We start from the raw sequence: 23,967 nt of genomic DNA on the forward strand, positions 1-23,967 counted from the left end.
CTCAAAGGAACATCTGGATGTTGCCGAAGGCGGCATCGGAATTCAGAAGGTCGACGCGCTTGTGGGTGATCTTCAATTTGCCGTCGACCAGTTTCAATTCGTGGCGTGCGGTGGCGGCGAGCAGGATCTGGTCGTCGAGGCGGGTTTCCACATACTGGAACGAGGTGTGGGTGACATATTCGCCCTTGTCGTCGTCCTGCTGATCGACGAACGGACGCTGCAGCACATGGTGGCAGCGCGTCTTGGGCTTCTGCGAGAAGGTACGCTCGCCCTTGAAGCGCTCGATGCGCAGCTTGCGCATGAAGGCGTCCTCATGCAGCAGGGACGTGACGTGCTTGTCGTCCTTCTGGTTGTAATCGAGCGGCATCCAGTAAAAGCTGTCGGGCGTCCACAGATCGAGCCATTCGTCGAAGCGTCCATCGTCCAGCATGCGCGCTTCCTCGTAGACGAAATCGATCAGGTCGTCGCGGGTCGGGAAGGCCATCACGCGTCTCCTCCCATCGTCATCGTCATGTACTTTGCCCAGGCGTGGAACTGGTTGCGCATCTGCCGCTCGGTGGTGCCGTTCTCGACGGCGATCTCGTCGAAATCCTCGCCCTGTGTGTAGAGCCGCTGGACATTGACCCATTCGAGGCCGTCGGAATGCAGCCCCTCCTGGGCGCGCTCGTACATTTCAAGATCGTCATGACCGACCATGGAGGTCGGCGCGTTGATCAGCCGGTTGTACATGGCGGTGCGCTCGAGCAGCATGTCGGGTGCGCCGACCAGCCGGTAGATGTAGCTTTCGACCAGGGTCCGGTTGGCGGCGACCGGCTTGAACAGGCGCAATTGCTGGATCGGCCCCTTGATCATGATGTTGGGGAAATAGACCGTGTTGTGCCGGTTTTCGCCGAGAATGGCCTTGGCCCGGTCCTCGCCATAGGCCGCGACCATCTGCTCGAAATAGCCGGGAATGGCGGAATAGTCGGAATGGATCGAATGATGCACGCCGGTGTGGCCATGGCCGTTCGGCCAGGTGCGGATGCCCATGTTCTCGAAGAATTCGTAAGGGCTCATGAAGGGGGCGATCACCTCCATCGCCATCGGCTTCCTGGTGCCCTCGGGCTTGTCCATCTGCTCCCATAGCTCGATCGCCGTGCCGGCAGAGCTTTCGTGCGCCACCATGGGGTGGCAGGTGTCCGTCTGGTTCTCGACCAGCATCTTCCAGTTGCAGCGGTGCATGTAGCGCAGCGGCGGGCCGGCGACTTCCAGCCGGCCTTCCGGCGAGCGGTCGACCATGTTGTCGATGGAGCTCAGCGAGTCTCCGAAAAAGCTGTCGAAGTCGGGGCCGTCCGGGTTGAGGCGGGCGAAGACGAAACCGCGATAGTTCTTCACCGCGCCGACCGGCGCCATGCCCTTGACGGACTGGCTTTCCTCCAGGCCGGTGTCCTTGTAGCCCTTGCGCAGGGGGATCGCCAGCAGGCAGCCATCGGTCTTGAACGACCAGGCGTGATAGGGGCAGCGGAAGAATTTTCCCGTGTTGCCCGAGCGGTCGATGGCGATCTTGGTGCCCTTGTGCGGGCAGCGATTGTGCAGGACATGGATTTCGCCATCGGAATGGCGGACCATGATGACCGGCTGCGTGCCGATCTCGGTGGTGAAATAGTCGCCCTTGTTCGGCGCCTGGCTCTCATGGCCGACGAACACCCAGGTGTTGGCGAAGAGATGCTTCATCTCCAGGGCGAACACATCCTCGTCGATATAGATATCGCGATGCACTTCGGTCGGGCGGACCAGGGCTTCGATGGCTCTGCGGTCGCTGGCATATCGGCTCATGGCTCGCGTGCTCCCTTCGTGGTGTGTTGTCCGCCGCCTAAAGATCGAGGACAAGCCGGGCGGATTTGGCGCGTGAAACGCAGATCTGCATGACGTCGTTGGCGGCCCGCTCGTCGTCGGTCAGGATCACGTCGCGATGGTCGGGAACGCCTTCAAGCACGGTCGTCTGGCAGATGCCGCAATCGCCGCGCTGGCAATCGTAGATGAGATCGACGCCCTCGGCCTCCAGGACCTCGATGATGGATTTGCCCGGCGGCACGGTGAAGACCTGGCCCGTCGAGCTGATCTCCACCTCGAAGGCCTTGTCGCCGGTCTCGGTCTGCGGCGCGTCGAACAGTTCGAAATGCACATGGTCCTTGGCCAAGCCGCGCGCATGGGCGATCTCGCGCACCGCCTCGATCATGCCGCGCGGCCCGCAGACATAGACGTGGCCGTCGGCCGGCGCCTTGCCGATCAGGCTTTTCAGGTCGATGCAGGTTTCCGGCTCGTCGTCGCAGTGAAGGGTGAGCGCATTCGCGTCGATCGCCGCAAGCTCCTCGACGAAGGCGAGCAGGCCGCGCGAGCGGCCGGCATAGTGAAAGCCGAACGGACGCCCCTTGGCCTTCAGTTCGGAGGCCATGGAGATCAGCGGCGTCACGCCGATGCCGCCGGCGATCAAAAGGGCCGGCGCGTCGGTGTCGATCAGGGCGAAATCGTTGCGCGGCAGGGATGCGTCGACGACATCGCCGGCGCCGAGCCCGTGCATGTAGCGCGAGCCGCCCTTGCCGTCCTCCTCGAGGCGTATGCCGAGACGGTAGACCGTGGGGTCCGCAGTGGCGTCGGCGTCGGGAAAGATGTTGACGAGCGAGTAGTGCCGCTCCGTGCCGTCGGGCAGCGTGACGCGGATATGGGCCCCCGCCGAGAAGCCGGGAAGCTTGCCACCGTCCTCGGCCGCCAGCTCAAGGGTCCGGATATGCGCCGTCAGCGCCTCGGTCCTCAGCACCTTGAGCTTCAATTCGCCCATTCGTGAAATCCTCCTCCTCGCTGCAGGGATTTTGTTCGGCCTTGGCGTGTGCCGGCCACCTCCTGCAACGGTAAAGAATATGAATTCGCATATTTCCGCCTGTCAAGCTTCAAACCTAAAAAAGTGAAATTTCATCTTTTTAAGCTTGAAGAGTGCGGGAAGTTGTGGAAGCCTCAATGGCAGGGGAACGCCCTCACGGAGGAACATAAGATGGCTCGCATGATAAAAACGCTTGTATCTGCATCTATTCTCACACTCGGCCTGAGCTTTGGCGCGATGGCGCAGGAGACCGTCCTGCGCATGTCGAACTGGCTTCCGCCGTCTCATCCCATCGTCCGGGACATGATGATCCCGTGGGCCGAGAAGCTGAAGGAAGCGAGCAACGGACGCATCGACGTCCAGATTCTCGACGCGCCGCTCGGGCCCCCGCCGGCGCATTTCGATCTCGCTGCCAACGGCGCCGTCGACCTCACCTTTGGCGTTCACGGCTACACGCCGGGCCGCTTCACGCTGACCGAGATCGCCGAGATGCCGTTCCTGGCCGACACGTCGGAGAGCCTGTCGGTCGCCTTCTGGCGGCTGTATGAGAGCGATCTGGCGCAGGCGGCGGAACATCGCGGCACCAAGGTGCTCGGCGTGTTCGGCCACGGGCCGGGCCTCCTGTTCACCAAGGGCAAGCCGGTCGAACCGCTGTCCTCCCTGTCGGGCGCCAAGGTTCGCGTGGCCGGCAACATCACCAACAAGCTGGCCGAGGCGATGGGCATGGTGTCGATCCAGGCGCCGTCGCCGCAATCCTACGAGATCCTGTCGGGCGGTATCGCCGACGGCATCTTCTTCCCGGTCGAATCCGTGCCCTTCTTCAAGCTGGAGAGCCTGGTCGACACGGCGCTGCGCGTGCCCGGCGGCCTGTACAACGTGTCGTTCTTCTTCATCATGAACCAGGCCAAGTTCGACAGCCTGTCCGACGAGGACAAGGCGGCCGTCGAAAAGGTGTCGGGCGAGGCGTTCTCGCGCATGGCCGGCCAGGCCTGGGACGCGGCGGACGCGGCCGGCATGAAGGTCATCGCCGAGACGGTGGATTTCCACGACGCGACCGACGCGGAACTGGTCGAGTTGCAGGAAAAGACCAAGCCGATGTTCGACGATCTGGCCGCGGCCTACAAGGCGAAGGGTGTCGACTTCGACGCCACGCTCGCCAAGCTGAAGCAGGAAATCGCAACGGTGGCGGCCGAGTAATGGCCGCTTCCTCCGAGCAAGTCGCGATGCGGGCTCGGCGGTGGTTAAGACTGGCGACCGCCGTGCTGTGCGGCGCCTTTCTCGTCGCCCTGACGCTGGTCACGGTGATCGACGTCATCGGCCGCTACCTGCTTTCAAGCCCGCTGCCCGGCGCTTCCGAATACACGGAGATCCTGCTGATGGCGATCGTCTTCATGGGATTGCCGGCGGTGTGCCTGGATGACGGGCACATCAGCGTCGACCTTCTGACGGCGAGCCTGCGCGGCGCGGCCCAGAAGCTGCAATTGATGGCCGCAAGGCTGATCGTCTCGGCGGTTCTCGCCGTCATCGCGTGGCAGTTGTGGAAGCACGGCACGCAGCTGGCAAGCTACAATGAGGTGACGGTGTATCTGCGCGCTCCGCTCGGGCCCTTCGCCCAGGTGACGGCGGTCATCGCCGGCATCTGCGCGGTGGTCAGCTTTGCCACGGCGCTCTTCAGGCTGCCCAAGGGCGATGGCGGGGGCGTGTGATGGCGTGGCCGATCGGCATGGCGGCGCTGCTCGCCCTGATCTTCGCCGGCGTTCCCATCGCCTTCGCCATGACGGCGGTCGGGCTCATCGGCGTGGTCTCGATCATCGGCTGGCAGCCGGCGCTGGCGATGATCGGACAGGTCTATTTCGACAGCGGCCGCAGCTACACGCTGTCGGTGGTTCCGCTGTTCCTGCTGATGGGCAATCTCGTCGTTCAATCAGGTGTCGCGGGCGATCTGTATGCCGCTGCCAATGCGTGGCTCAGGCACCGCAAGGGCGGGCTCGCCATGGCCACCATCGTCGCCTGCGGCGGTTTCTCGTCGGTCTGCGGATCGTCGCTCGCCACCACCGCGACCATGGCCCGCATCTCGCTGCCGGCAATGCGCAAATATGGCTATTCGGATCGGCTGGCGGCCTCGTCGATTGCCGCCGGCGGGACGCTCGGCATTCTCATTCCGCCGTCGGTGATCCTGGTCATCTACGGCATTCTCACCCAGCAGAACATCGGCAAACTGTTTCTGGCCGGCATCCTGCCGGGCATTGTCGGCGTCATCGGCTACATGATCGCCGTGCGCCTGTCGCTGGTCATGTACCGCGAGCATCTGGAGACCGAACCGAAGCTGCCGCTGATCGACCGCATCCGCGCGCTGCGCGGCGTGGTCTGGGCGCTCGGTCTGTTCGTGTTCGTGCTGGGCGGCATCTATCTGGGCGTGTTCACGGCGACGGAAGCTGCCGGCATGGGGGCGGGGGGCGCCTTCCTGCTGACCTTCATGCGCGGCCGGCTGACCCTGCGCGACACGCTGTCGACGCTGTTCGACACGGCCAAGACCACGGCGGTGATGTTCTTCATCCTGTTCGGCGCGCTGTATTTCCTGAACTACGTCAATTTCTCCGGATTGACGGGCGATCTCAGGAACTGGATCAACGCGCTCGGCGTCGGGCCGTACCAGGTCATCTTCATGGTGGTCATCGTCTATCTGGTGCTCGGCTGCCTGCTCGAGAGCATCTCGATGATCACGCTGACGGTGCCGATCCTGTTTCCCATCGTCACCGGCCTCGGCTTCGACCCGATCTGGTTCGGCATCTTCGTGGTCATCGCCACCGAGTTGAGCTTCATCACGCCGCCCATCGGCATGAACGTCTTCGTCATGCGCACGGTCGCGCCCGACATTCCGATCGAACGGATCTTCGCCGGCATCGTCCCTTTCGTGGCGATGGACGTCGTGCGGCTCGGGCTGCTGATCGCGCTTCCCGCGATGGCGCTCTTGATCCCGAACTCCATGTGACAGGACGGTCATGAACACCATAGTCAAGAAAGAACACGGGATCGATGTTGCGGGCAATAGCGGGTTTGTCGGCGAGTACCTGCTGTATCTGCTCGCGGCGGCGAGCGATGTGGCCAGCGCCGATTTTCATGCGCAGGTACGCGAGCGGGGATTGAAGGTGCCCGAATGGCGCATTCTTGCCTGCCTCAGCGATACCGACGGCCAGATGGTCACCCGATTGTCCCAGCTCTCCCTGATCGAGCAGTCGCATCTCACCAAGATCGTCGACCAGATGGCGGTCAAGGGCCTCGTGAAGCGACGCAGCGACGACCGCGACCGACGGCGCGTGCGCGTCTACCTGACCGAAAGCGGACGCGTGCTGGGGCTCGAACTGGTCGAGGCGGCGCGGGCGCATGAGCACGCCATCGTCAAGCAGATGCGACCGGGCGAGGCGGCGCTGCTGAAGCAGGCGCTGAAGCATATCCACGCGCTCTATGGCGCCGGCCTGTCCGCTCTGCCGGAGGAAACGGAGACAACATCACGATGAACGAGATCGCCAATCCCAACGCGGCAAAACCGGCCGGGCTCCTGCACCGCATCCTGCAGCCGGAAGGCTGGCCGACGCCGAAGGGCTACGCCAACGCCGTGATGACCGATGGCGGCCTCATCTTCACGGGCGGTTTGGTCGGCTGGGACGCGCAGGGCCGCTTCCCCGAAGGCTTCGTCGCGCAGGCGCACCAGACGTTCCGCAACATAAGCGCGGTTCTGGCGGAGGCCGGCGCCGGCCCCGAGCACCTGACGCGGCTGACCTGGTACGTCAGGAGCGTCGAGGACTATCTGGCCGATCCGAAGGGCCTCGGCCAGGCCTATCGCGATGTTTTCGGGCGCTGCTTCCCGGCCATGGCGACGGTGGAGGTGACGCGCCTGGTGGAACCGGACGCGCTTCTGGAAATCGAGGCGACGGCAGTCCTGCCGGCCAGCCCGGCGAAATGATGGCCTGCCATTCGCAGGTATTGGGAATGGCCTGCTTTCCGCAGGCGATGGGAACGGCCTGCCTTTCGCAGGCGATGGGAACGGCCTGCCTTTCGCAGGCGATGGGAACGGCCTGCCTTTCGCAGGCGATGGGAACGGCCTGCCTTTCGCAGGCGATGGGAACGGCCTGCCTTTCGCAGGCGATGGGAACGGCCTGCCTTTCGCAGGCGATGGGAACGGCCTGCCTTTCGCAGGCGATGGGAACGGCCTGCCTTTCGCAGGCGATGGGAACGGCCTGCCTTTCGCAGGCGATGGGAACGGCCTGCCTTTCGCAGGCGATGGGAACGGCCTGCCTTTCGCAGGCGATGGGAACGGCCTGCCTTTCGCAGGCGATGGGAACGGCCTGCCTTTCGCAGGCGATGGGAACGGCCTGCCTTTCGCAGGCGATGGGAACGGCCTGCCTTTCGCAGGCGATGGGAGGAGAAGCAAGATGAAGGTAGTGGTGGTGGGCGGAGGCAACGGCTCCTATGCGGCGGCGGCGGATTTCGCCGAAGCGGGGCACGATGTGCGCTGGTGGCGGCGCGACCGCGAAAGCTTTGCCGATATCACGGCCGCCGGCGGCATCACGCTGACCGACCACAAGGGCAGCCGCCACGTCGCCGTGGCGCCGACCGACGATCTTGCCGTGGCGCTCAAGGGAGCTGAGCTGATCGTCGCGCCGACGCCCGCCTTCGCCCAGGAGGACATCGCCGCCCGGCTGGCGCCGCATCTGGAAGACGGGCAGGTGATCTATCTGCCGCCCGGCACGTTCGGCTCCTACATCATGATGAAGCGCATTCGCGATGCCGGCTCCACGGCGGACATCGCCATCGCCGAGACGGGCACGCTTCCATGGCTGACGCGCAAGCAGGGGCCGCTCGAGGTCCGCGTGACGACGCGCGCCTCGCGCCTGCCGACGGGCGTGCTGCCGGCGCGGCATACGGACCACGCCATCAAGGCCATAGAAGGTGTGTTTCCCGCATCGATCGAGCCCGTTGAGGATGCGCTGTCCGGTGCGCTGATGAATGCCGGCCCGATCATCCATCCGCCGCTGATCCTGATGAACGCCGGCCCCATCGAGCATTTCGAACGCTGGGACATTCACAATGAAGGCACGCAGCCGGCGATCCGCCGCACGCATACGGCCCTCGACAATGAGCGCATCGCCATCCGCGAGGCGCTGGGCTATGGCGCACCGCATTTCCCGCTCGCCGACCATTACGAGACCAGCGACTGGATGTATGGCAATCTGGCGCATGACAAGCTCGTCGGCTCCGGCGACTGGCACGAGAACCTCGACCTGAAGTCGCACCGCTATATGCTGGAAGATGTCGGCCTCGGCCTCGCCTTCCTCGTCTCTGTGGGCGAATGGGCGGGCGTTCCCTGTCCCGTTGCCGCCGGCCTTCTGGCGATCGCCGGGGCGGTGGCCGAGCGCGATTTCCGCCAAGAGGGCCGCACGATGGAACAGCTTGGCCTGGCCGGTGAAAGCCGCGAGGCCGTGCAGACGATGCTGCGCGAGGGGTTGTGATGGCGCACGGTGTGACAATTGCCTGTATCGGCGCCGGCCGCATGGGCCGCGGCATTGCGCAATGCGTCGCCTATGCCGGCCATGCCGTGCGCCTGATCGATGCGAAGGAGCGCGACGCGGATGCGTTCGCGACATTGCGGGACGAGGCGCTGAACGAAATTCGCACGGCGCTCGAGGCCATCGCATCGCTGGGCGCTTTCAAACCCGATGCCGTTCCGACGATCATGAAGCGGGTCAGCATCGTGCCACGCGGCGAGGCTGCGGCGGGGCTTTCGGGCGCGCGCATCGCATTCGAGGGCGTGCCCGAGGTGCTGGAGGCCAAGCGCGATGCGTTCGCATTGTTCGATGCCCATGCCGATGGCGAGGCGGTGCTTGCCTCCACCACCTCGACCATGCTGTCGACCGAACTTGCCGGCCTGACGGCATCGCCGGAGCGCTTCCTCAACGCCCATTGGCTCAACCCGGCCTTCCTGATGCCGCTGGTCGAGCTCAGCCCGGCTGATGAGACGACCGAGGCGACGATCGCCTTCGTGCGGGAGTTCCTGGAAGGCATCGGCAAGGTGCCGATCGTCTGCAAGGCGTCTCCCGGCTACATCGTGCCGCGCATCCAGGCGCTGGCGATGAACGAGGCGGCACGCATCGTCGAAGAAGGCGTGGCGAGCGCCGAGGACGTCGACAAGGCGGTGACCTATGGTTTCGGCCTGCGCTTCGGTGTGCTCGGCCTGCTCGAATTCATCGACTGGGGCGGCGGCGACATCCTCTACTACGCCAGCCGCTACCTTGCCGGCGCGTTCGACGACGAGCGCTACGCGGCGCCGGAAATCATCAGCAGGAACATGGAGGAGGGACGGATCGGCCTGAAGACCGGTTCGGGCTTCTTCGATTATGCCGGCGTCGACGTCGATGCCTATCGCCAGCGCCGGATGGCCGCCTTCCTGAAGGCGCTGGACCATGCCGGGCTCGTGCGTGCGCCGGTTCTTTGAAGGGACGATTGAACGACATCTGAAACCGAACCGGACGGGACAAGCCGGACAACCAGAGAGGACGAAGAAATGCACCAAGCCACACCAAACACCATCGCCAGGGCGCTGAAGCGCGGTCTCATCGCAACCGCGCTGACGGCTATTGCCTTCACCGGCGCCTTTACCGGCCAGGCCAATGCCGAAGAGACCCTGCGGGCGATCTCGGCCTTCCCGCAATCGCTGGCCTTCTCGCAGAGCTTCAAGGGCTATGTCGACCTCGTCAACGAGCGCGGCAAGGGCGTCGTCCAGATCAATTATGTGGGCGGCCCGGAGATGTTCCCGCCGAACCAGCAGGTCGATGCGGTGCGCCGCGGCGTCATCGACATGCAGTATGGTCCCGCTTCCTACTATCTCGGCACCATGCCGGAAGCCGACGCCTGGGTCGGCTCGACCGTGACGGCGATTGCGGCGCGCGAGAATGGCGGCTTCGCCATCATGCAGGAGGCGTTCTCCAAGAAGCTCGGCGTGAACCTGCTCGCCCATCTCGATACGGGCGTGAAGTTCTACATCTACACGATCAACGAACCGAAGCGCACCGACGATGGCGGCGTCGATCTCGACGGCCAGCGCATCCGTTCGCAGCCGATCTACAATTCCTTCTTCGAGGCGCTCGGCGCAATCCCCGTCTCCGTGCCGGTGCCGGACGTCTATACCGGCCTCGAGCGCAACACGTTCGACGGTTCGGGCTGGCCTATCGTCGGCATTCGCGACCTCTCCTGGGACAAGTTCCTGCGCTATCGCATCGACCCCGGCTTCTTCCAGACGGATCTCGCCGTGGTCATCAACCCGGCGAAATGGGATGGGTTGAGCGAGGAGGCCAAGAAGGTGCTCAACGACGCGGCGGCGGAGTACGAGAAGACCTCCTATGATAATTTCCAGACGGTGATCGAGGAGACCGACACGGCCGTGCGCGAAAACGGCATGGAGGTCATCGCGCTCGAGGGCGACGCGCAGGCGAAATTCCTCGACCTTGCCTATGACAGCGCCTGGAAGCGGATGAAGGATTCCGGTTCGGAATATTACGACGCGCTGCGCCAAGCGTATTACGACCGCTGACACCCGTGCAACGCTTCAATCGAAATGAAGGCTTCGCATTCATTTCGATTGAAGCAAAGTTGCCCTGGATTCAATAATCTAGTGGCCTGCTTGTCCCAGTCCAAACCTGTCGGTTTGGCTGGGGCAGGACACTAGAGCGGCGGACACTCTGGACGGGTGTCCCCCGCTTCCTCACCGGGGAGCCGCCCTTCATGTTTCTGCTACGCATCTACAATCGGATCATCCTCGGGCTGGCGGCGCTCGGCGCGGCCAGCCTCGTCTTCATTTCGGTGGCGATCATCATCGATGTCGTGCTGCGCAACACGGGCTATCGCCCGTTCCAGTCGACCAGCGCGATCGTCGAATATGTGATGCTGTTCTCGACCATGGCGGCAGCGCCCTGGCTGGTGCGCACCAACGGCCATGTGGCGATCTACTCCTTCGTCGGGGCGATGCCGGACCGCGCGCGGCTGCTGGCGGGGCGCATCGTGCTCGTCCTTGCCATCCTGACGCTCGGGCTTCTGTGCTGGCGCGCCGCCGCCGTCGGTCTCGAAATGGTGCAGTCGCGCGCCGTCGACATGCGCTCCGTCAACATCCCCTCCTGGGTGCTCTACGCCATGCTGTCGGGTGGCTTCGGTCTGATGGCGCTCGAGTTCCTGCGCCTGCTTGTGGGCGGGCAGACCTATACGGGCAGCGGAGGAGCACACTGATGGCCTGGTATGAAGCCGCCGTCCTGATGATCTGCGGCCTGATGTTCCTGATGTTCTTCGGCATGCCGGTGGCGATCGCCTTCCTGGCCATCAACATCGTCGGCGTCTACATCTTCATGGGCGGGCTGATCGGCATCGACCAGCTCGTCGCCAACGCCACGACCTCGGTGACCAGTTTCGCGCTGGTGCCCGTTCCCCTGTTCCTCATCATGGGCGAGCTCCTGTTCCACACGGGGCTGGCCATCCGCGTGTTCGATGCACTGGACAAGTGCTTTGGTGGCATCAAGGGGCGGCTCTCCTACCTGACGGTGGGCGGTGGCACGATCTTCGCCACCCTGTCGGGTTCGTCCATGGCCAACACCGCCATGCTCGGCACGACGCTGATGCCCGACATGATCAAGCGTGGGTACAAGCCGCACATGATCATGGGGCCGATCCTGGCCACCGGCGGCCTTGCGATGATCATCCCGCCCTCGTCGCTGGCCGTGCTGCTCGGCTCGCTGGCGCGCATAGACGTTGGCGCGCTGCTGATCGCCGGCCTCGTGCCGGGCCTGGTGCTGGCGCTGATGTTCATCGCCACGATCCGCGTCCAGATCGCCCTCGATCCGGACGCCGCCCCCGGCTACGCCGCCGAGCGCGCCAGCCTGGGCGAAATCGCCCGCGCCGTCGCGGTCGATGTCCTGCCCATGGGCATCGTCGTCTTCGCCGTGGTCGGCCTGATCCTGCTCGGCTGGGCGACGCCGACCGAATCGGCAGCCTTCGGCGCCTTGTCGGTGGTGGCGCTTTCGGCGGTCTACCGGACGCTGAGCTGGGAAGCCGTCGTGAAGTCGCTGACCGGCACGCTGAAGGTTTCGGCGATGATGCTGATGATCATCGTCGGCTCGACGACCTTCTCGCAGATCCTCGCCTTCTCCGGCGCGTCCTCGGGGCTGATCGCGTTTGCCACCAGCTTCGAACTGAACGCCTATCTGATCCTCGCCGTCATGTTCCTCGTCCTTTTGATCCTCGGCATGTTCATGGACCAGCTGTCGATCATGATGCTGACGCTGCCGATCTTCATGCCACTGGTCGGCCTGTACGGTTTCGATCCGATCTGGTTCGGCGTCATCATGCTTTTGGCGCTCGAACTCAGCCTGGCGACGCCGCCCTTCGGCCTATTACTGTTCGTCATGGTCGGCGTCAGCCCGCGCGGCACGACCATCGGCCAGGTGGCGCTTGCGGCTCTTCCCTACATCGCCTGCACGCTGCTGCTGGTTGTCCTTCTCGCCCTCTTTCCGCAACTGGCCCTGTGGCTGCCGGGACTGATCAGGAGCTGACCTCATGAAAATCTGGTATCAAAGCTACGTCGACTACGAGAATGGCGCCGGCTATTGGGACGCGCTGCGCACGCATCTCGACGCCATCGTCGATCCGGGCACGCAGATCGACATCAAGGGCATCACGCCGCATGACAGCTACGCGCACGCCATTGTCGAGTTCCGCTGCGCGCGCGAGGTGATCTGCAACGCGGTGAAGGCCGAGCGCGAGGGCTATGACGCCTTCATCATCGGCCATTTTCAGGATGCCGGCCTCTACGAGGCGCGCTCCGTGGTCGATATACCGGTGCTCGGCATGGGCGAGGCGTCGATGCTGCACGCCTGCCAGCTCGGCCAGCGTTCCGGCATCGTGACGATCAATCGCCGCTACATTCCCTGGTTCCATCATCAGATCGGCAAATACGGGCTGAGGGAACGTGTCACCGGCGTTCACGCGATGGATTTCGAGCCCGGCCAGATTTTGGCCGCGTTCGGCTCCGACGAGCGGCTGGAAACCGTGCGCGCGCTGTTCGAGGCGCAGGCGAAACCGCTGGTGGAGCAGGGCGTCGATGTGCTGATCCCCGGCGGCGGCATTCCGATGCTGCTGTTCTCGCAGCTCCAGGCGCACCGGGTGGACGGCGCGCCGGTCATCAACGGCATCCCCATCGTCGTCAAGCTCGCCGAAATGGCGGTCAAGCTGCGCCGGCTGACCGGCCTCGGCACCAGCCGGACTTCTGACTTCGTGAAGCCGCCGCTGGAGATCATCGAGGAGTTCATGGCGCATCCCAAGGGGCTGTGATCGCGCCGCTTCCAGCAGGGAGCGATGATGGCGGGAGCGGCGAAAGTAGACGCTGGACCCGGAAGCGAGAATCGTAGCCCCGTTGTAGGATTGCCTGACCCTGATCCGTCCTTTGGCGGCGAAGGCCCCAAACCGTCGGTTTAGAGAAGTGATCTCGGTCCGGCGGTCGGGCCCGAAACCAAGGAGAACGGAAATGACCAATCTCGTGACATGCCTGTGGTTCGACCACGGCGAAGCCAGCAAGGCGGCGGCATTCTACGCCGACACCTTTCCCGACAGCCATGTCGGGCGGGCGAATGCCTCGGCCTCCGACTATCCCGGCGGCGAGGAAGGCAATGAACTCACCGTCGAGTTCACTGTGCTCGGCCGCCCGTTCCTTGGCCTGAACGGCGGCCCGAACTTCAAGGCGAACGAATCCGTCAGCTTCATGGTGATGACAGCGGACCAGGAGGAAACCGACCGCTACTGGAACGCGATTGTCGGAAACGGGGGCCGTGAGAGCGAGTGCGGGTGGTGCAAGGACCGCTGGGGCTTCTCCTGGCAGATCACGCCGAAGCGGCTGATGGAACTGACCACCAGCCCCGACCGGGCCAAGGCCAAACGCGCCATGGAGGCCATGATGACGATGAAGAAGATCGACATCGCGGCGCTGGAAGCGGCAGTTCGTTGAACGACAGCGCGGCCGGTTTCAGGGGCGTCGTCCCCGCACAATACACTAACGCGCCTCCCAGACCAGATGCCCGCCGCCAATGTCCCGCGGCGCATGCCGGGGAGGCGTGTAATCGAGCGCATGGACCGGACTCGGCAGGTCCTCGGCCTTCTCCATGAAGGCGCGGCGCGGGCGCGACGGATCGGCCACCGGCACCGCCGCCATCAGCTTCCTCGTGTAGTCGTGCTGCGGGTTCTCGAAGATCTGCGCGCGGCTGCCCATTTCCACGAAACGGCCCATATACATCACCGCCACCCGGTGGCTGATCTGCTCCACCACGGCCATGTCGTGCGAGATGAACAGATAGGCGATGCCGGTCTCGTCCTGGATGTCCTGCAGAAGATCGAGCACCTGTGCCTGGATCGAAACATCGAGCGCGGCAACCGATTCATCGGCGACGATCAGCTTGGGCGACAGGGAAAGCGCGCGCGCGATGCAGATGCGCTGCCTCTGTCCGCCGGAAAATTCATGCGGGTAGCGGCGCATCTGGTCGGGCGACAGGCCGACGCGGCCAAACAGATACGCCACGCGGTCGGCAAGCTCGCTGCCGCTTGCCAGCCCATGGATCAGCAATGGCTCGGCCACCAGATCGCCGACGCGCATGCGCGGATCGAGCGAAGCGTAGGGATCCTGGAAGATCATCTGCACGTCGCGTAGGATGGGCCGCATGGCGCTTGCGCCGAGCTTTCTCGTCGAGCGGCCGGAAACGCGGATGTCGCCTTGCCAGGGGATGAGGTTCAAAAGCGCCTTGCCGGTGGTCGACTTGCCGCAGCCGGATTCACCGACCAGCGAAAGGGTTTCGCCCGGCTTGATGACGAAGGAAACGCCCTCGACCGCGTGCACGCGCCGTACGGGCCGCTGCAGGATGCCGCCCTTGATGTCGAAGCGCACGGTCAGGTTCTCGACCTCGACCAGCGGCGCGGCGGCCTTCGGCCTGTCTTGGCCGGCGTCTTGCCGTTCGAGCGCGCGCTTGGGCTCCGTCGTGCCCGTCATCTCGCCGAGCCGGGGGACGGCGGCAAGCAGCTCCTGCGTATAGGTTTCGGCGGGCGACGTGAAGACTGCCTGCACCGGACGGTGTTCCACCATCCGTCCGTGCTGCATGACGAGAACATCGTCGGCCATTTCGGCGACGACGCCCATGTCATGGGTGATCATGATGACCGATATGCCGAGATCGGCCTGCAGCTTGCGGATCAGCGCCAGGATTTGCGCCTGCACGGTCACGTCCAGCGCCGTGGTCGGCTCGTCGGCAATGAGGATCTGCGGGTTCTGCGCCAGCGCCATGGCGATCACCACACGCTGGCGCATGCCGCCGGAAAGCTCGTGCGGATATTGCTTCAGGCGCCGCGCCGGCTCGGGAATCTGCACCTGGTCGAGCAGTTCCAATGCCCGGCGCCCGATCTCCTGGGCGGAGATGCCGCCATGGGCGGCGATCGCACCGCCCAATTGCCTGCCGATCGACAGCACCGGGTTGAGCGAGGTCATCGGCTCCTGGAAGATCATGCCCAGGCGCCGCCCGCGCACCCGGCGCATCTCGGCTTCGGGCAGGGCGAGGATGTCGCGGCCGCCGAGCAGCGCCGTGCCGTGCGCCACCCGCGCCATCGGCTGCGGCAAAAGCCGCATCAGCGCCAGCGCCGTCATGGATTTCCCCGATCCGCTTTCGCCGGCGATGCACAGCGTCTTGCCGGGCTGGAGCGTGAAGGACAAATCGTCGACGACGGTGCGCGCGCCGGAGGGGGTGGCCACCTGCACGGTCAGGCCATTCACCGCCAACTGGCCGGTTGCGGTTTCCCGTTCGATGGCGCGCGCCGTGCTCATCGGTCCTGGCTCACGAGAACACGATGCGCGGGAAGTAGAACGAGACCACCCAGTTCGGCTGGTCGACGATCTCGCTGATGCGCAGGTCGCCGCACACCGAGCAAAGCATGTAGGCATCCTCGGGCGACAGGCCGCGCGTGGCGCACAGAAGGTCGATCATGCCGGAGAGGGCCGCTTTCGCGCCTTCCATGAGGTCCGGGCCGATGCCCGTCGTCACCTCGTAGCCGTCGGCATCCAGATGCCGTGTCACCGGCCCCGGCGTGGTGAAGCGCGGCATGGCGAGGTTGGCGTCCTTGACCAGGTCCAGCTTCACCGCCACGTCCATCTGGCTTTCGATGGCTGTGCCGCACACCTCGCCGTCGCCCTGGGCAGCATGGGTGTCGCCGATGGAGAACAGCGCGCCCTCTACCGCAACCGGCAGGTAGAGCGTGGTGCCGGCGGCAAGGTCGCGGATGTCGAGATTGCCGCCGACGCGGCGCGGCGGCACCACCGAATGCAGGCCGGGTTCCGCCGGCGCCAGGCCGATCGTGCCGGCAAAGGGTTTCAGCGGCACGCGGCCATGCTTGCCGAAAAGCGCCGGCTCAAGGCTCGCCGCGTCGTAGTTCCACAGCGTCAGCGCCGGGTCCTTGAACTGGTCCGCCAGGAGACCGAAACCCGGAATGTTCGCCGTCCAGCCGAAGCCGGAGGGCTTGAACGACAGGATTTCGATTTTCAGCGCATCGCCGGGCCTGGCCCCATCCACATAGATGGGGCCGGTGACGGGATTGACCTTGGAAAAATCCAGCGTGGCGATGTCGTCCACGGTGCTGCCCGGCGTGAAGTGGCCGGAGCCCGAATCGAGGCACTGGAATTCCAGCGTCGCCCCCGGCGTCACCCGCTCTGCGGGCGGGATCGAATGATCCCACCCGAGATGATGGTGGCGTCCGTGGATCGTGTAATCGCAGTTATTGCACATCTTTGGCATAGACCTCGTCATAGTGGACGGGAATGTGCACCGGATCGACGAACAGCTTGTCGTCGCCGCCGATGCGCTCGGAGCGGATGGTGAAGCGCTCCTCGTTGAAGATCGGCGCCCAGGGCGCATCTTCCATCACCTTCAGGTAGATGTCGCGCCATTTGGCCTCGCGCTCTCCGGCCTTGGCCGGATCGACCATGGAATCGGCTTGCGTCGCCATGGCGTCGAGATCTTCATTGCAATACCACGCCCAGTTCCAGCCGCCCGTCACCGCGCCGTCGCAGCCGAGGATCGGGCCGTAGAAGTTCGACGGGTCGGGGAAGTCGGCGATCCACGCCATGCCGCCCGACCAGATCATCGGCGCCTGGTCCTCCTCGCCGCCGGCGGCGATCACATTGGCCTGCGCCAGCGACTTGATGGCGGCATTGATGCCGATGGCCTTCAAATCCTGCTGGATGGCTTGTGCGATGCGCGGCTGCGGATCGGTGTTCATCACGTAAAGCTCGGTCTCGAAGCCGTCGCCGAGGCCGGCCTCGGCCAGCAATGCCTTGGCCGCTTCCGGATCGTATGCGTAGCCCTGATAGTCCTTGGCATAGCCCGGCATGGAGGGCGGCAGCGGCTGGTTGGCGGCCACGGCGCGGCCGTTGATGATGCGCAGGATGCGGTCCTTGTTGATCGCCATGTTGACGGCCTTGCGCACCTCGACCTTGTCGAAGGGGGCCATCTTCACGTTCATGGTCACGTAGCCGGTGTGAAGCTGGCCGCCCTGGATGATGACGTCCTTGAATTTGGGATCGTTCTTCACCTCGATGAACTTGGCTGGCGGAATGCCGTCGCCCGGCACGTCCACTTCGCCGTTCTGCAGGCGCAGCAGCGCCACCACCGGCTCCTGGCCCACCTCGAAGACGATCTGGTCGAGCTTCGGCACGCCCTTGTTCCAGTAGTCCTCGAAGCGCTCGAAGACGAGGCGCTGGCCGAGCGTCCATTCCGCCAGCTTGAACGCGCCGGAGCCGACCGGATGCTTGCCGAAATCGGCACCATGCTTCTCCACCTCTTCCTTCGGCACCACATGGGCGAAGTTCAGCGCCAGCACGTGCAGGAAGGTGGCGTCGGGCCGCGAGAGCTCGAACTTGATGGTGTGGTCGTCGACGACGGAGATGCCCGAAAGCCCGTCCGCATTGCCGGCGGAGGCTTCCTCAAACCCCTTGATGGAGCCGAAGAAACCGGCGCCGGGGCTCTGCGTCTTCGGGTTCACCGTGCGCTCGATGGAATATTTCACATCGTCGGCGGTGAGGTCGCGGCCATTGTGGAACTTCACGCCGTCGCGCAGCTTGAAGGTGAAGAGGGTGCCGTCATCGGAGATTTCGTAGGATTCGGCGATTTCCGGACGCAGCTCGGTGGTGCCGGGCACATAGTCCATCAGCCCGTCGAAAAGCGACTTGATCATCGACCAATTCTGCCAGTCGTAGCCGATGGCCGGATCGAGCGTCGACACGTCGTCCTTGTAGGTGACCGTCATGGACCCGCCCTGCTTGATGTCTTGCGCAAAAGCGGGGGAGGCGGAAAGGGCAGCGGCGGCGACGCCGGCCAGAAGCAGTTTTCTCATCTCAAACGTTCCTTTCTCTGGTGCTGCGCCTTGTTGTTGGAACGCATCAGCGCAGCTTGATGCGCGGGTCGATCAAAGGCGTGATGAGGTCGGCAACGAGGTTGCCGAGCACGATGGCACAGGCCGAAACCAGCGTGACGCCCATGATGATGGGGATGTCGACGCGCTGGATCGCCTGCCAGGCGAGCTGGCCGATGCCCGGCCAGCCGAAGACGCTTTCCACCACCACGATGCCGGACATGAACAGCCCGATGTCGATGCCGATCATGGCGATGATCGGCAGGATGGCGTTGGGCAGCGCGTGGCCGAAAAGCACCCGCGCCCGGCTTGTGCCGGTGGCGCGCGCGGTGCGGATATAGTCCTGTCTGAGGACCTCGACCAGCGACGAGCGCATCATGCGCGAATACCAGCCGGCGCCGAGGAAGCCGAGCGTGATCGACGGCAGGATGAGATGGGCGAAGGTGCCGTAGCCGCCGATGGGGAACCAGCCGAGCTTCACGGCGAACACGTAAAGCAGCAGGATGCCGATGACGAATTGCGGCGCCGAGACGCCGACGAATGAGGCGATCATCAGCGTGTCGTCGGTGCGCGAGCCACGCTTCAGGGCGGCAACGACGCCCATCGTCAGGCCGAGAACCAGTTCGCAGAAGATGGCGCCCGCCATCAGCAGCAGGCTTGCGGGAAGGCGCGAGGCGATCAGCGTCGAGACCTCCGTCTTCTGCAGGTAGGAGCGGCCGAGATCGCCGTTCAAAAGCCCACCCAGATAGCGCAGATACTGTTCGTAGAAGGGCAGGTTGAGGCCGAGCTGCTCGCGGATGTTCGCGACCGTCGCGGCCGTCGCGCTGCGGCCGGCGATCTGCCGCGCCGGATCTGCCGGCACCAGGTAAAGCAGGATGAAGGTGACGAAGCTGATGCCGAGCAGGATCAGCGCGGTCTGGATCAACCGGCGGGCGACATAGGCGAGCATCAGTGACGCCCCTGCTGTGTCGGGTCGAGAATGTCGCGCAGCGCGTCGCCGACCAGGTTGAAGGCCAGCGCCAGCGCCAGGATGGCAGCGCCGGGAATGAAGACGAGCCAGGGCGCGGAGGTGAAATAGGTCTGGTTCTCGAAGATGATGTTGCCCCAGGAGGGAATGGGCGGCTGCACGCCGATGCCGAGGAAGGAGAGCGTCGCCTCCAGGAGCACCGTCGTGGCGATGCCGAGGGTTGCCCAGACGATGATCGTGGAAAGCAGGTGCGGCAGGATGTGGCGGAACAGGATGCGCCCGGCGCCGGCGCCCATGGCGCGTTCGGCGACGACGAAATCGCGCTCGGCGATGGAGCGCGTCTCCGTATAGGTGACGCGGGCGATCTGCACCCAGTTGACCATGGCGATGACCATCGCCACGATCCACAGGCTGGGACGGAAGATGGCGGCGAGCACGATGGCGAGCAGCAGGGCCGGAAAGGCCATCATCAAATCGGTGAAGCGCATCAGCACCGTGTCGACCCAACCACGGAAATAGCCGGCGGAGATGCCGACCGCCGAGCCGATGGTGACGGCGATGCCGTTGGCGACGACGCCGATCACCAGCGAGGTCTGCGCGCCATAGATCAGCCGGCTCAACAGGTCGCGCCCGACGAGATCGGTGCCGAACCAGAATTGCGCGTCGGGCGGCAGCGGCGCGCCCTCGATCGTCAGCCCTTCGAAGAACTGTTCATAGGGGTCGTAGGGCGCCAGCCATGGCGCGAGGATCGCCGCCAGAACCACCACGGCGATGATGACCAGGCCCGTCAGCGCCAGCGGACGGCGCAACAGGCGTGCGGGGATCGACGGCGCCGGAACAGACCTCTCCGTTTCAACGGCCATGTGTGACATTCTTCCGTCCATGTGGGCTGAGGCCGGCGACGACACCGGCTGCCGCCTTCTCGATGGACCGCCGCTCGGCCATGGCCGTCTGGCGAAGATGGTTGAAGGCGGTGTCGGCGTCGCAATTGTGCTTCAGCATCAACAGGGCCGTCGCCTCCGCCAGCACCTGCCGCCCGGAAAGCTGCTCTTTCAAAAGCGCGATTTCTTCAGCCTGGGCGCGCCGCCGGAGGAAGCCCTGGCCCGCCACCACCAGCGCGCTGTAGAGCCCGGCGCTGCCGATCGGTTTCAAAAGCTGTGCGTCGGCTCCCTGGCCGATGGTCCAGGCGATGCGTCCCGGCGCTTCCGAACCGATCAGCGCGACGATCGGCATGGGGGCAAGGCCCGGCGCCCAGGGAAACTGCTCGTCATGTCCCATGTCTGCGTCGATCAGCAGCACGTCGAAAGACCGCAGCGCTTGGGGATCCTCGAGCGTCGGCCAGGCCTGCTCTCCGGCAATGCCGATGCGCGCGCATTGCGCCAGGAGCGCATCCACATTCTGGTGCGGCCGGTGCAGGATCAGCGCCTTCCAGCCGACGAAATTGGGCGTGTGGTGCGTTGTCGGGCTCATCGCACCACCCGTAATCCCGGCTTCGCCGCCGTCTGGTCATAAGGGCGTTCAAGCGGCGTCGCCGTCAGGAACGGGTCCGGCGCGATGGCGCGCTCGCACAGATGGACGACGTCGAAATCGCCGTCCGGCCGGGCCCGGCCGATATGGGCTGCGAGCCGGACGTGGTTGGTCGCCCTGTCGACCCGCAAGGGGCCAAGCAGGGTGTGGGTTTCATGGCTGCGCGCGTCTTCCAGCACTGCCTGCGCTCCGTCCGTCCCGGTGCGCCGGATCGCCTCGGCGATCAGGATCACCGCCACATAGGCCTGTACGAAGAAGGCGTCGGCAACAGCCTCCGGTCTCCTGGCCCGAACTCGCTCGGTGAACCGGCTGTTTTCCTTGCCTAAGAGCGAGCGGAAACAGCTGGAGACGGTGTAGTGACCGGCCGCCGCCTCGCCCAGAAGGGCAGCTTCAGTTTCGCACAGATTGCAGCTCACCACAGGGCAGTTTTCAGGTGTGAACGCCGTGTCCTCCTCGCCGAGCGCCCGATAGGCCTCGAGGAAGGCGTAGGAGGAAGGGCCGATCAGGTTGTTGAGGATGAAGTTCGGCCGCTTCTCGCGGACCTCATCGATCAGATGGCCGATATCCTCGTCGCCGAGGGGCACATAGCGCTCGCCCAGAACGCAGCCGCCGGACCGATGCAGCACGTCGCGGGCAATCCGGTTCGTCTCCCAGCCCCAGATGTAGTTGGAACCGGTCAGGAAGGCGCTCGCGCCGAAGCGCGGCACGATATAGTCGAGCAGCGGCACAAGATGCTGGTTGGCGCAGGCCGCCACATAGACGAGATTTTCGGAGACCTCGAACCCCTCGTAGACGCACGGATACCACAGCAGCGCGTCGAGCTTCTCGACGACGGGGATCACCTCCTTGCGGCTCCAGGAGGTGGTGCAGCCGACGATGTGCTGCGCACCGGCGTTGCGGATGAGGTCGCGGCACAATTCGGCATAGCGATCGGCATTGCCCTTCGGGTCCGCGTGATGCGCAACGAGTTCGAACGGGTAGGCGGGATCGGCGTTGATGTCGTCGATCGCCGTCAGCGCGCCGAAACAGCCTTGTTCCGCCGGCCGGCTATAGCCGCCGCTGCGTGAAAACAGGATTCCGACCGGATATGCCGACACAGGCGCGTCCCCCAAAACGCAAAAAGCCCCGACGGGAACAAGATCATTCCCGACAGGGCCCAAATGCCACAAGCGTTGCCAGCAAGTGTAGCCACCGATGAGACGCTGTCAATACGCGCGGGTCATCACGACGCTGTTCCCGACCCCGGGACTGCGATTGAACGGCGCTCTAAAGATGCAGGAATTCCGGCAATGTCTCGGCCATTGCGGCGCGGATCGAGGCGATCTGGGGTGCGGGGACCTGTTCGACAGGCCACATCATCCGCGCGCCAAGCGGCGCCCAGCCGCCGGCGACCGCCATTGCCTTGTCGATGACGAATCCGGGAATGCCCGCCTGCAGCAGCGGGGCGATGGCGCGGGACATGAAGCTGGCGATGCGTTCTTCCAGCACCAGGGCCGCATCCGGGTTGTCGCGCGCCTGCCGCGCCCACGCAACGGCCGCCCCGGGATTGAGGCAACTCATGTTGGAGTAGGAGCCGTGCGCGCCCTGCCGTGTGCCGGAAGCATAGTGATGGCCGGGAATGAAAACGGAAAGACGCTCCATTACCGGCCGCATGGAAGCATACCAGTCCGCGTCGCCGCCACCGCATTTCAGTCCGACCAGCGTCGGTAGGTTCCCGGCCAGTTCGCACAGGGTGTCGGGAGGAAGAACCGTCTTGGCATGCGGCGGGTTGTAGAGAACGAGCGGGATGCCGTCTGCCGCTTCCGCACAGGCTTCCAGGAACCGCAACGTCTCGATGGCGCGCATCGGCGTCCAGTCGGGCAGGATCACCTGAATGGCGTCGGGCATGAACCGGCGGGCCGTCGCCACGCGGTCGAGTGCCGGCCGGGGCAAGGGATGCGCCGCCCCGACCTGGACGGGCAGGCCGCGCCCGCGGGCAGCGTTGACGGTGCGGCTGGCGACCTCGGCGAATTCGGCCTCCGACTGGAGATGGAACTCGCTGGCGGTACCGTTGCAGTAGACGCCGTCGACGCCGGTTTCCGACAGGCGTTCGATCTGTTCGTCGATCGCGTCGAGCCGCAGCCGGCCGGCGGCGTCGACGTCCAGGAGAACGGTCGCCCAGACGCCTCTGATATCCCGCGGGCCGAAGGTCAGGGCAGCCATCGCGCCACGTCCGGTTCGCCCAGGAACGATTTCAACCGTTCATCCGCGTCGGCCGACCTCAGCGCCATGGGCGCGCGCGACGGGCCGGCTTCGATGCCGCACAGACGCAACGCCGCCTTCATGCCGGGCATCACGCCCGTATCGACCAGGATTTCGACGAACCGTTGCGAAATGACCTGAAGGTCCTGCGCCGTGGCCAGATCGGAGGCACGTGCCGCATCGTCGATCGCCGCATAGAGGCGGCCGAACAGATTGTAGGTCGTGCCGATGCCGCCGTCCGTGCCGAGCGCCGCGGCCCCGCCATAGGCCTCGTCGTAACCGAAGTAGAATGTCTTGTCCGGGCGCGCCCGGCGCAGGGTCGCGAATTTGAACAGATCCATCGACGAGAATTTGAGGCCCGCCACCTGCGGCAGGTCGAGAATTTCATTGAGCAGCGACATCGGCAGCGGCCTGCCGGTCCGCGCCGGAATCTCGTAGACGATGAGCGGGAGGGCCGTTGCCGACGACAGGCTGCGGTAGTAGTCGAGAATCTCCGCATCGCAGAACGGATAGCTGTGCGGCGGCAAGGCCGAAAGCGCATCGTAGCCCAGCCGCTCCGCTTCCCTTGCGAGCGCAATCGACGCCTTGGTGGACGGCATGCCGACATGGGCGATCATGGTCGCCCCGCTGCCGCGCGCGTCCTCGGCTGCCACCGCCAGCACGGCGGACAATTCGGCGCTTTCGAGAAGCCCCGATTCGCCGCTGCTGCCGGCCACATAAAGGCCCTTCAACCCCTGCCGGAGGACGAAGGCGTCAAGGTCGCGCTGCCGATCCGGCGCGAATTCGCCCCGCTCGTCCATGGCGGTCAAGAGGGCGGCATACATTCCCGAAAGCGGCTTGGTCATCGTTGGTCCGTGGATTTTGGTGTTGCTCATGTAATGCTCGACCTCATTTGGTT

At 64.8% G+C, this 23,967-nt stretch carries 25 protein-coding genes; 13 read left to right on the top strand and 12 right to left on the bottom strand.

All coding sequences use genetic code 11. From position 1 onward, the window contains the following. Nucleotide 1: 1 nt before the first annotated feature. The 3 genes from AB843_RS11250 to AB843_RS11260 are packed head-to-tail and all read right to left on the bottom strand — an operon-like array spanning nt 2 to nt 2,818. On the bottom strand, nt 2-484 hold the full coding sequence (locus AB843_RS11250; RefSeq protein ID WP_048646951.1) for an aromatic-ring-hydroxylating dioxygenase subunit beta: 483 nt from the start codon (nt 482-484) through the stop codon (nt 2-4). Continuing rightward, nucleotides 484-1,815, bottom strand: a complete 1,332-nt coding sequence (locus tag AB843_RS11255) for an aromatic ring-hydroxylating dioxygenase subunit alpha (protein WP_048646952.1) — start codon at nt 1,813-1,815, stop codon at nt 484-486. The genes AB843_RS11250 and AB843_RS11255 overlap by 1 nt, the downstream gene beginning before the upstream one ends. A gap of 37 nt (nt 1,816-1,852) precedes the next feature. After that, nucleotides 1,853-2,818 carry a PDR/VanB family oxidoreductase gene (locus tag AB843_RS11260; protein ID WP_048646953.1) on the bottom strand — a complete coding sequence of 322 codons (966 nt, stop codon included), beginning with the start codon at nt 2,816-2,818 and terminating at the stop codon, nt 1,853-1,855. A 300-nt stretch (nt 2,819-3,118) separates the two neighbouring features. On the opposite strand from AB843_RS11260, the gene AB843_RS11265 reads away from it, so the two are divergent. From AB843_RS11265 to AB843_RS11325, 13 genes are all read left to right on the top strand, one after another. Next, nucleotides 3,119-4,054, top strand: coding sequence for a TRAP transporter substrate-binding protein (locus AB843_RS11265; RefSeq protein ID WP_087587095.1), 936 nt, complete (start codon nt 3,119-3,121; stop codon nt 4,052-4,054). Beyond that, nucleotides 4,054-4,563: a TRAP transporter small permease gene (locus tag AB843_RS11270; protein WP_048646955.1), complete on the top strand. Its 510-nt coding sequence runs from the start codon at nt 4,054-4,056 to the stop codon at nt 4,561-4,563. Before AB843_RS11265 ends, AB843_RS11270 begins: the two co-directional genes overlap by 1 nt. Continuing rightward, on the top strand, nt 4,563-5,849 hold the full coding sequence (locus AB843_RS11275; protein WP_048646956.1) for a TRAP transporter large permease: 1,287 nt from the start codon (nt 4,563-4,565) through the stop codon (nt 5,847-5,849). Before AB843_RS11270 ends, AB843_RS11275 begins: the two co-directional genes overlap by 1 nt. Before the next feature lie 10 nt (nt 5,850-5,859). Then, the gene (locus AB843_RS11280) at nt 5,860-6,375 is read left to right on the top strand and encodes a MarR family winged helix-turn-helix transcriptional regulator (RefSeq protein ID WP_048646957.1); all 516 of its coding nucleotides are present in this window, start codon (nt 5,860-5,862) and stop codon (nt 6,373-6,375) included. Continuing rightward, nucleotides 6,372-6,821: a RidA family protein gene (locus AB843_RS11285; RefSeq protein WP_048646958.1), complete on the top strand. Its 450-nt coding sequence runs from the start codon at nt 6,372-6,374 to the stop codon at nt 6,819-6,821. The genes AB843_RS11280 and AB843_RS11285 overlap by 4 nt, the downstream gene beginning before the upstream one ends. 26 nt (nt 6,822-6,847) lie before the next feature. Beyond that, a complete protein-coding gene (locus AB843_RS11290) occupies nt 6,848-7,294 on the top strand; it encodes a hypothetical protein (RefSeq protein ID WP_048646959.1) in 447 nt (148 codons plus the stop codon). Further along, a complete protein-coding gene (locus tag AB843_RS11295) occupies nt 7,291-8,367 on the top strand; it encodes an NAD/NADP-dependent octopine/nopaline dehydrogenase family protein (protein ID WP_048646960.1) in 1,077 nt (358 codons plus the stop codon). Before AB843_RS11290 ends, AB843_RS11295 begins: the two co-directional genes overlap by 4 nt. Beyond that, nucleotides 8,367-9,350 (top strand): 3-hydroxybutyryl-CoA dehydrogenase, encoded by a 984-nt coding sequence (locus AB843_RS11300; protein WP_048646961.1) that lies wholly within the window; start codon nt 8,367-8,369, stop codon nt 9,348-9,350. The genes AB843_RS11295 and AB843_RS11300 overlap by 1 nt, the downstream gene beginning before the upstream one ends. 69 nt (nt 9,351-9,419) lie before the next feature. Continuing rightward, nucleotides 9,420-10,445 carry a TRAP transporter substrate-binding protein DctP gene (gene dctP, locus AB843_RS11305; protein ID WP_048646962.1) on the top strand — a complete coding sequence of 342 codons (1,026 nt, stop codon included), beginning with the start codon at nt 9,420-9,422 and terminating at the stop codon, nt 10,443-10,445. A 191-nt stretch (nt 10,446-10,636) separates the two neighbouring features. Next, nucleotides 10,637-11,134, top strand: a complete 498-nt coding sequence (locus tag AB843_RS11310; protein ID WP_048646963.1) for a TRAP transporter small permease — start codon at nt 10,637-10,639, stop codon at nt 11,132-11,134. Continuing rightward, nucleotides 11,134-12,450: a TRAP transporter large permease gene (locus tag AB843_RS11315; RefSeq protein ID WP_048646964.1), complete on the top strand. Its 1,317-nt coding sequence runs from the start codon at nt 11,134-11,136 to the stop codon at nt 12,448-12,450. The genes AB843_RS11310 and AB843_RS11315 overlap by 1 nt, the downstream gene beginning before the upstream one ends. Nucleotides 12,451-12,454: 4 nt before the next feature. Further along, a complete protein-coding gene (locus AB843_RS11320; RefSeq protein WP_048646965.1) occupies nt 12,455-13,228 on the top strand; it encodes an aspartate/glutamate racemase family protein in 774 nt (257 codons plus the stop codon). 193 nt (nt 13,229-13,421) lie between these two features. Continuing rightward, entirely contained in the window at nt 13,422-13,898 is a 477-nt protein-coding gene (locus tag AB843_RS11325) for a VOC family protein (RefSeq protein WP_048646966.1), read from the top strand. Nucleotides 13,899-13,943: 45 nt separating this feature from the next. Here AB843_RS11325 and AB843_RS11330 read toward each other — a convergent pair whose 3' ends face one another. From AB843_RS11330 to AB843_RS11370, 9 genes are all read right to left on the bottom strand, one after another. Then, the gene (locus AB843_RS11330) at nt 13,944-15,755 is read right to left on the bottom strand and encodes an ABC transporter ATP-binding protein (protein WP_048646967.1); all 1,812 of its coding nucleotides are present in this window, start codon (nt 15,753-15,755) and stop codon (nt 13,944-13,946) included. 10 nt (nt 15,756-15,765) lie between these two features. Further along, nucleotides 15,766-16,710, bottom strand: coding sequence for an acetamidase/formamidase family protein (locus AB843_RS11335; RefSeq protein WP_048646968.1), 945 nt, complete (start codon nt 16,708-16,710; stop codon nt 15,766-15,768). Then, a complete protein-coding gene (locus AB843_RS11340) occupies nt 16,700-18,316 on the bottom strand; it encodes an ABC transporter substrate-binding protein (protein WP_048646969.1) in 1,617 nt (538 codons plus the stop codon). Before AB843_RS11340 ends, AB843_RS11335 begins: the two co-directional genes overlap by 11 nt. 46 nt (nt 18,317-18,362) lie before the next feature. Then, on the bottom strand, nt 18,363-19,283 hold the full coding sequence (locus tag AB843_RS11345) for an ABC transporter permease (RefSeq protein ID WP_048646970.1): 921 nt from the start codon (nt 19,281-19,283) through the stop codon (nt 18,363-18,365). After that, on the bottom strand, nt 19,283-20,173 hold the full coding sequence (locus AB843_RS11350; RefSeq protein WP_048646971.1) for an ABC transporter permease: 891 nt from the start codon (nt 20,171-20,173) through the stop codon (nt 19,283-19,285). Before AB843_RS11350 ends, AB843_RS11345 begins: the two co-directional genes overlap by 1 nt. Next, on the bottom strand, nt 20,154-20,771 hold the full coding sequence (locus AB843_RS11355; RefSeq protein ID WP_048646972.1) for an ANTAR domain-containing response regulator: 618 nt from the start codon (nt 20,769-20,771) through the stop codon (nt 20,154-20,156). The genes AB843_RS11350 and AB843_RS11355 overlap by 20 nt, the downstream gene beginning before the upstream one ends. Then, a complete protein-coding gene (locus AB843_RS11360) occupies nt 20,768-21,925 on the bottom strand; it encodes a transporter substrate-binding protein (protein WP_048646973.1) in 1,158 nt (385 codons plus the stop codon). Before AB843_RS11360 ends, AB843_RS11355 begins: the two co-directional genes overlap by 4 nt. Nucleotides 21,926-22,094: 169 nt before the next feature. Further along, entirely contained in the window at nt 22,095-23,030 is a 936-nt protein-coding gene (locus AB843_RS11365; RefSeq protein ID WP_048646974.1) for a dihydrodipicolinate synthase family protein, read from the bottom strand. Continuing rightward, nucleotides 23,018-23,944 carry a dihydrodipicolinate synthase family protein gene (locus AB843_RS11370; protein WP_244467956.1) on the bottom strand — a complete coding sequence of 309 codons (927 nt, stop codon included), beginning with the start codon at nt 23,942-23,944 and terminating at the stop codon, nt 23,018-23,020. The genes AB843_RS11365 and AB843_RS11370 overlap by 13 nt, the downstream gene beginning before the upstream one ends. Between the last annotated feature and the right edge of the window lie 23 nt (nt 23,945-23,967).

Origin of the sequence: Nitratireductor soli (assembly GCF_001050155.1) — a bacterium.
Taxonomy (GTDB): domain Bacteria; phylum Pseudomonadota; class Alphaproteobacteria; order Rhizobiales; family Rhizobiaceae; genus Nitratireductor; species Nitratireductor soli.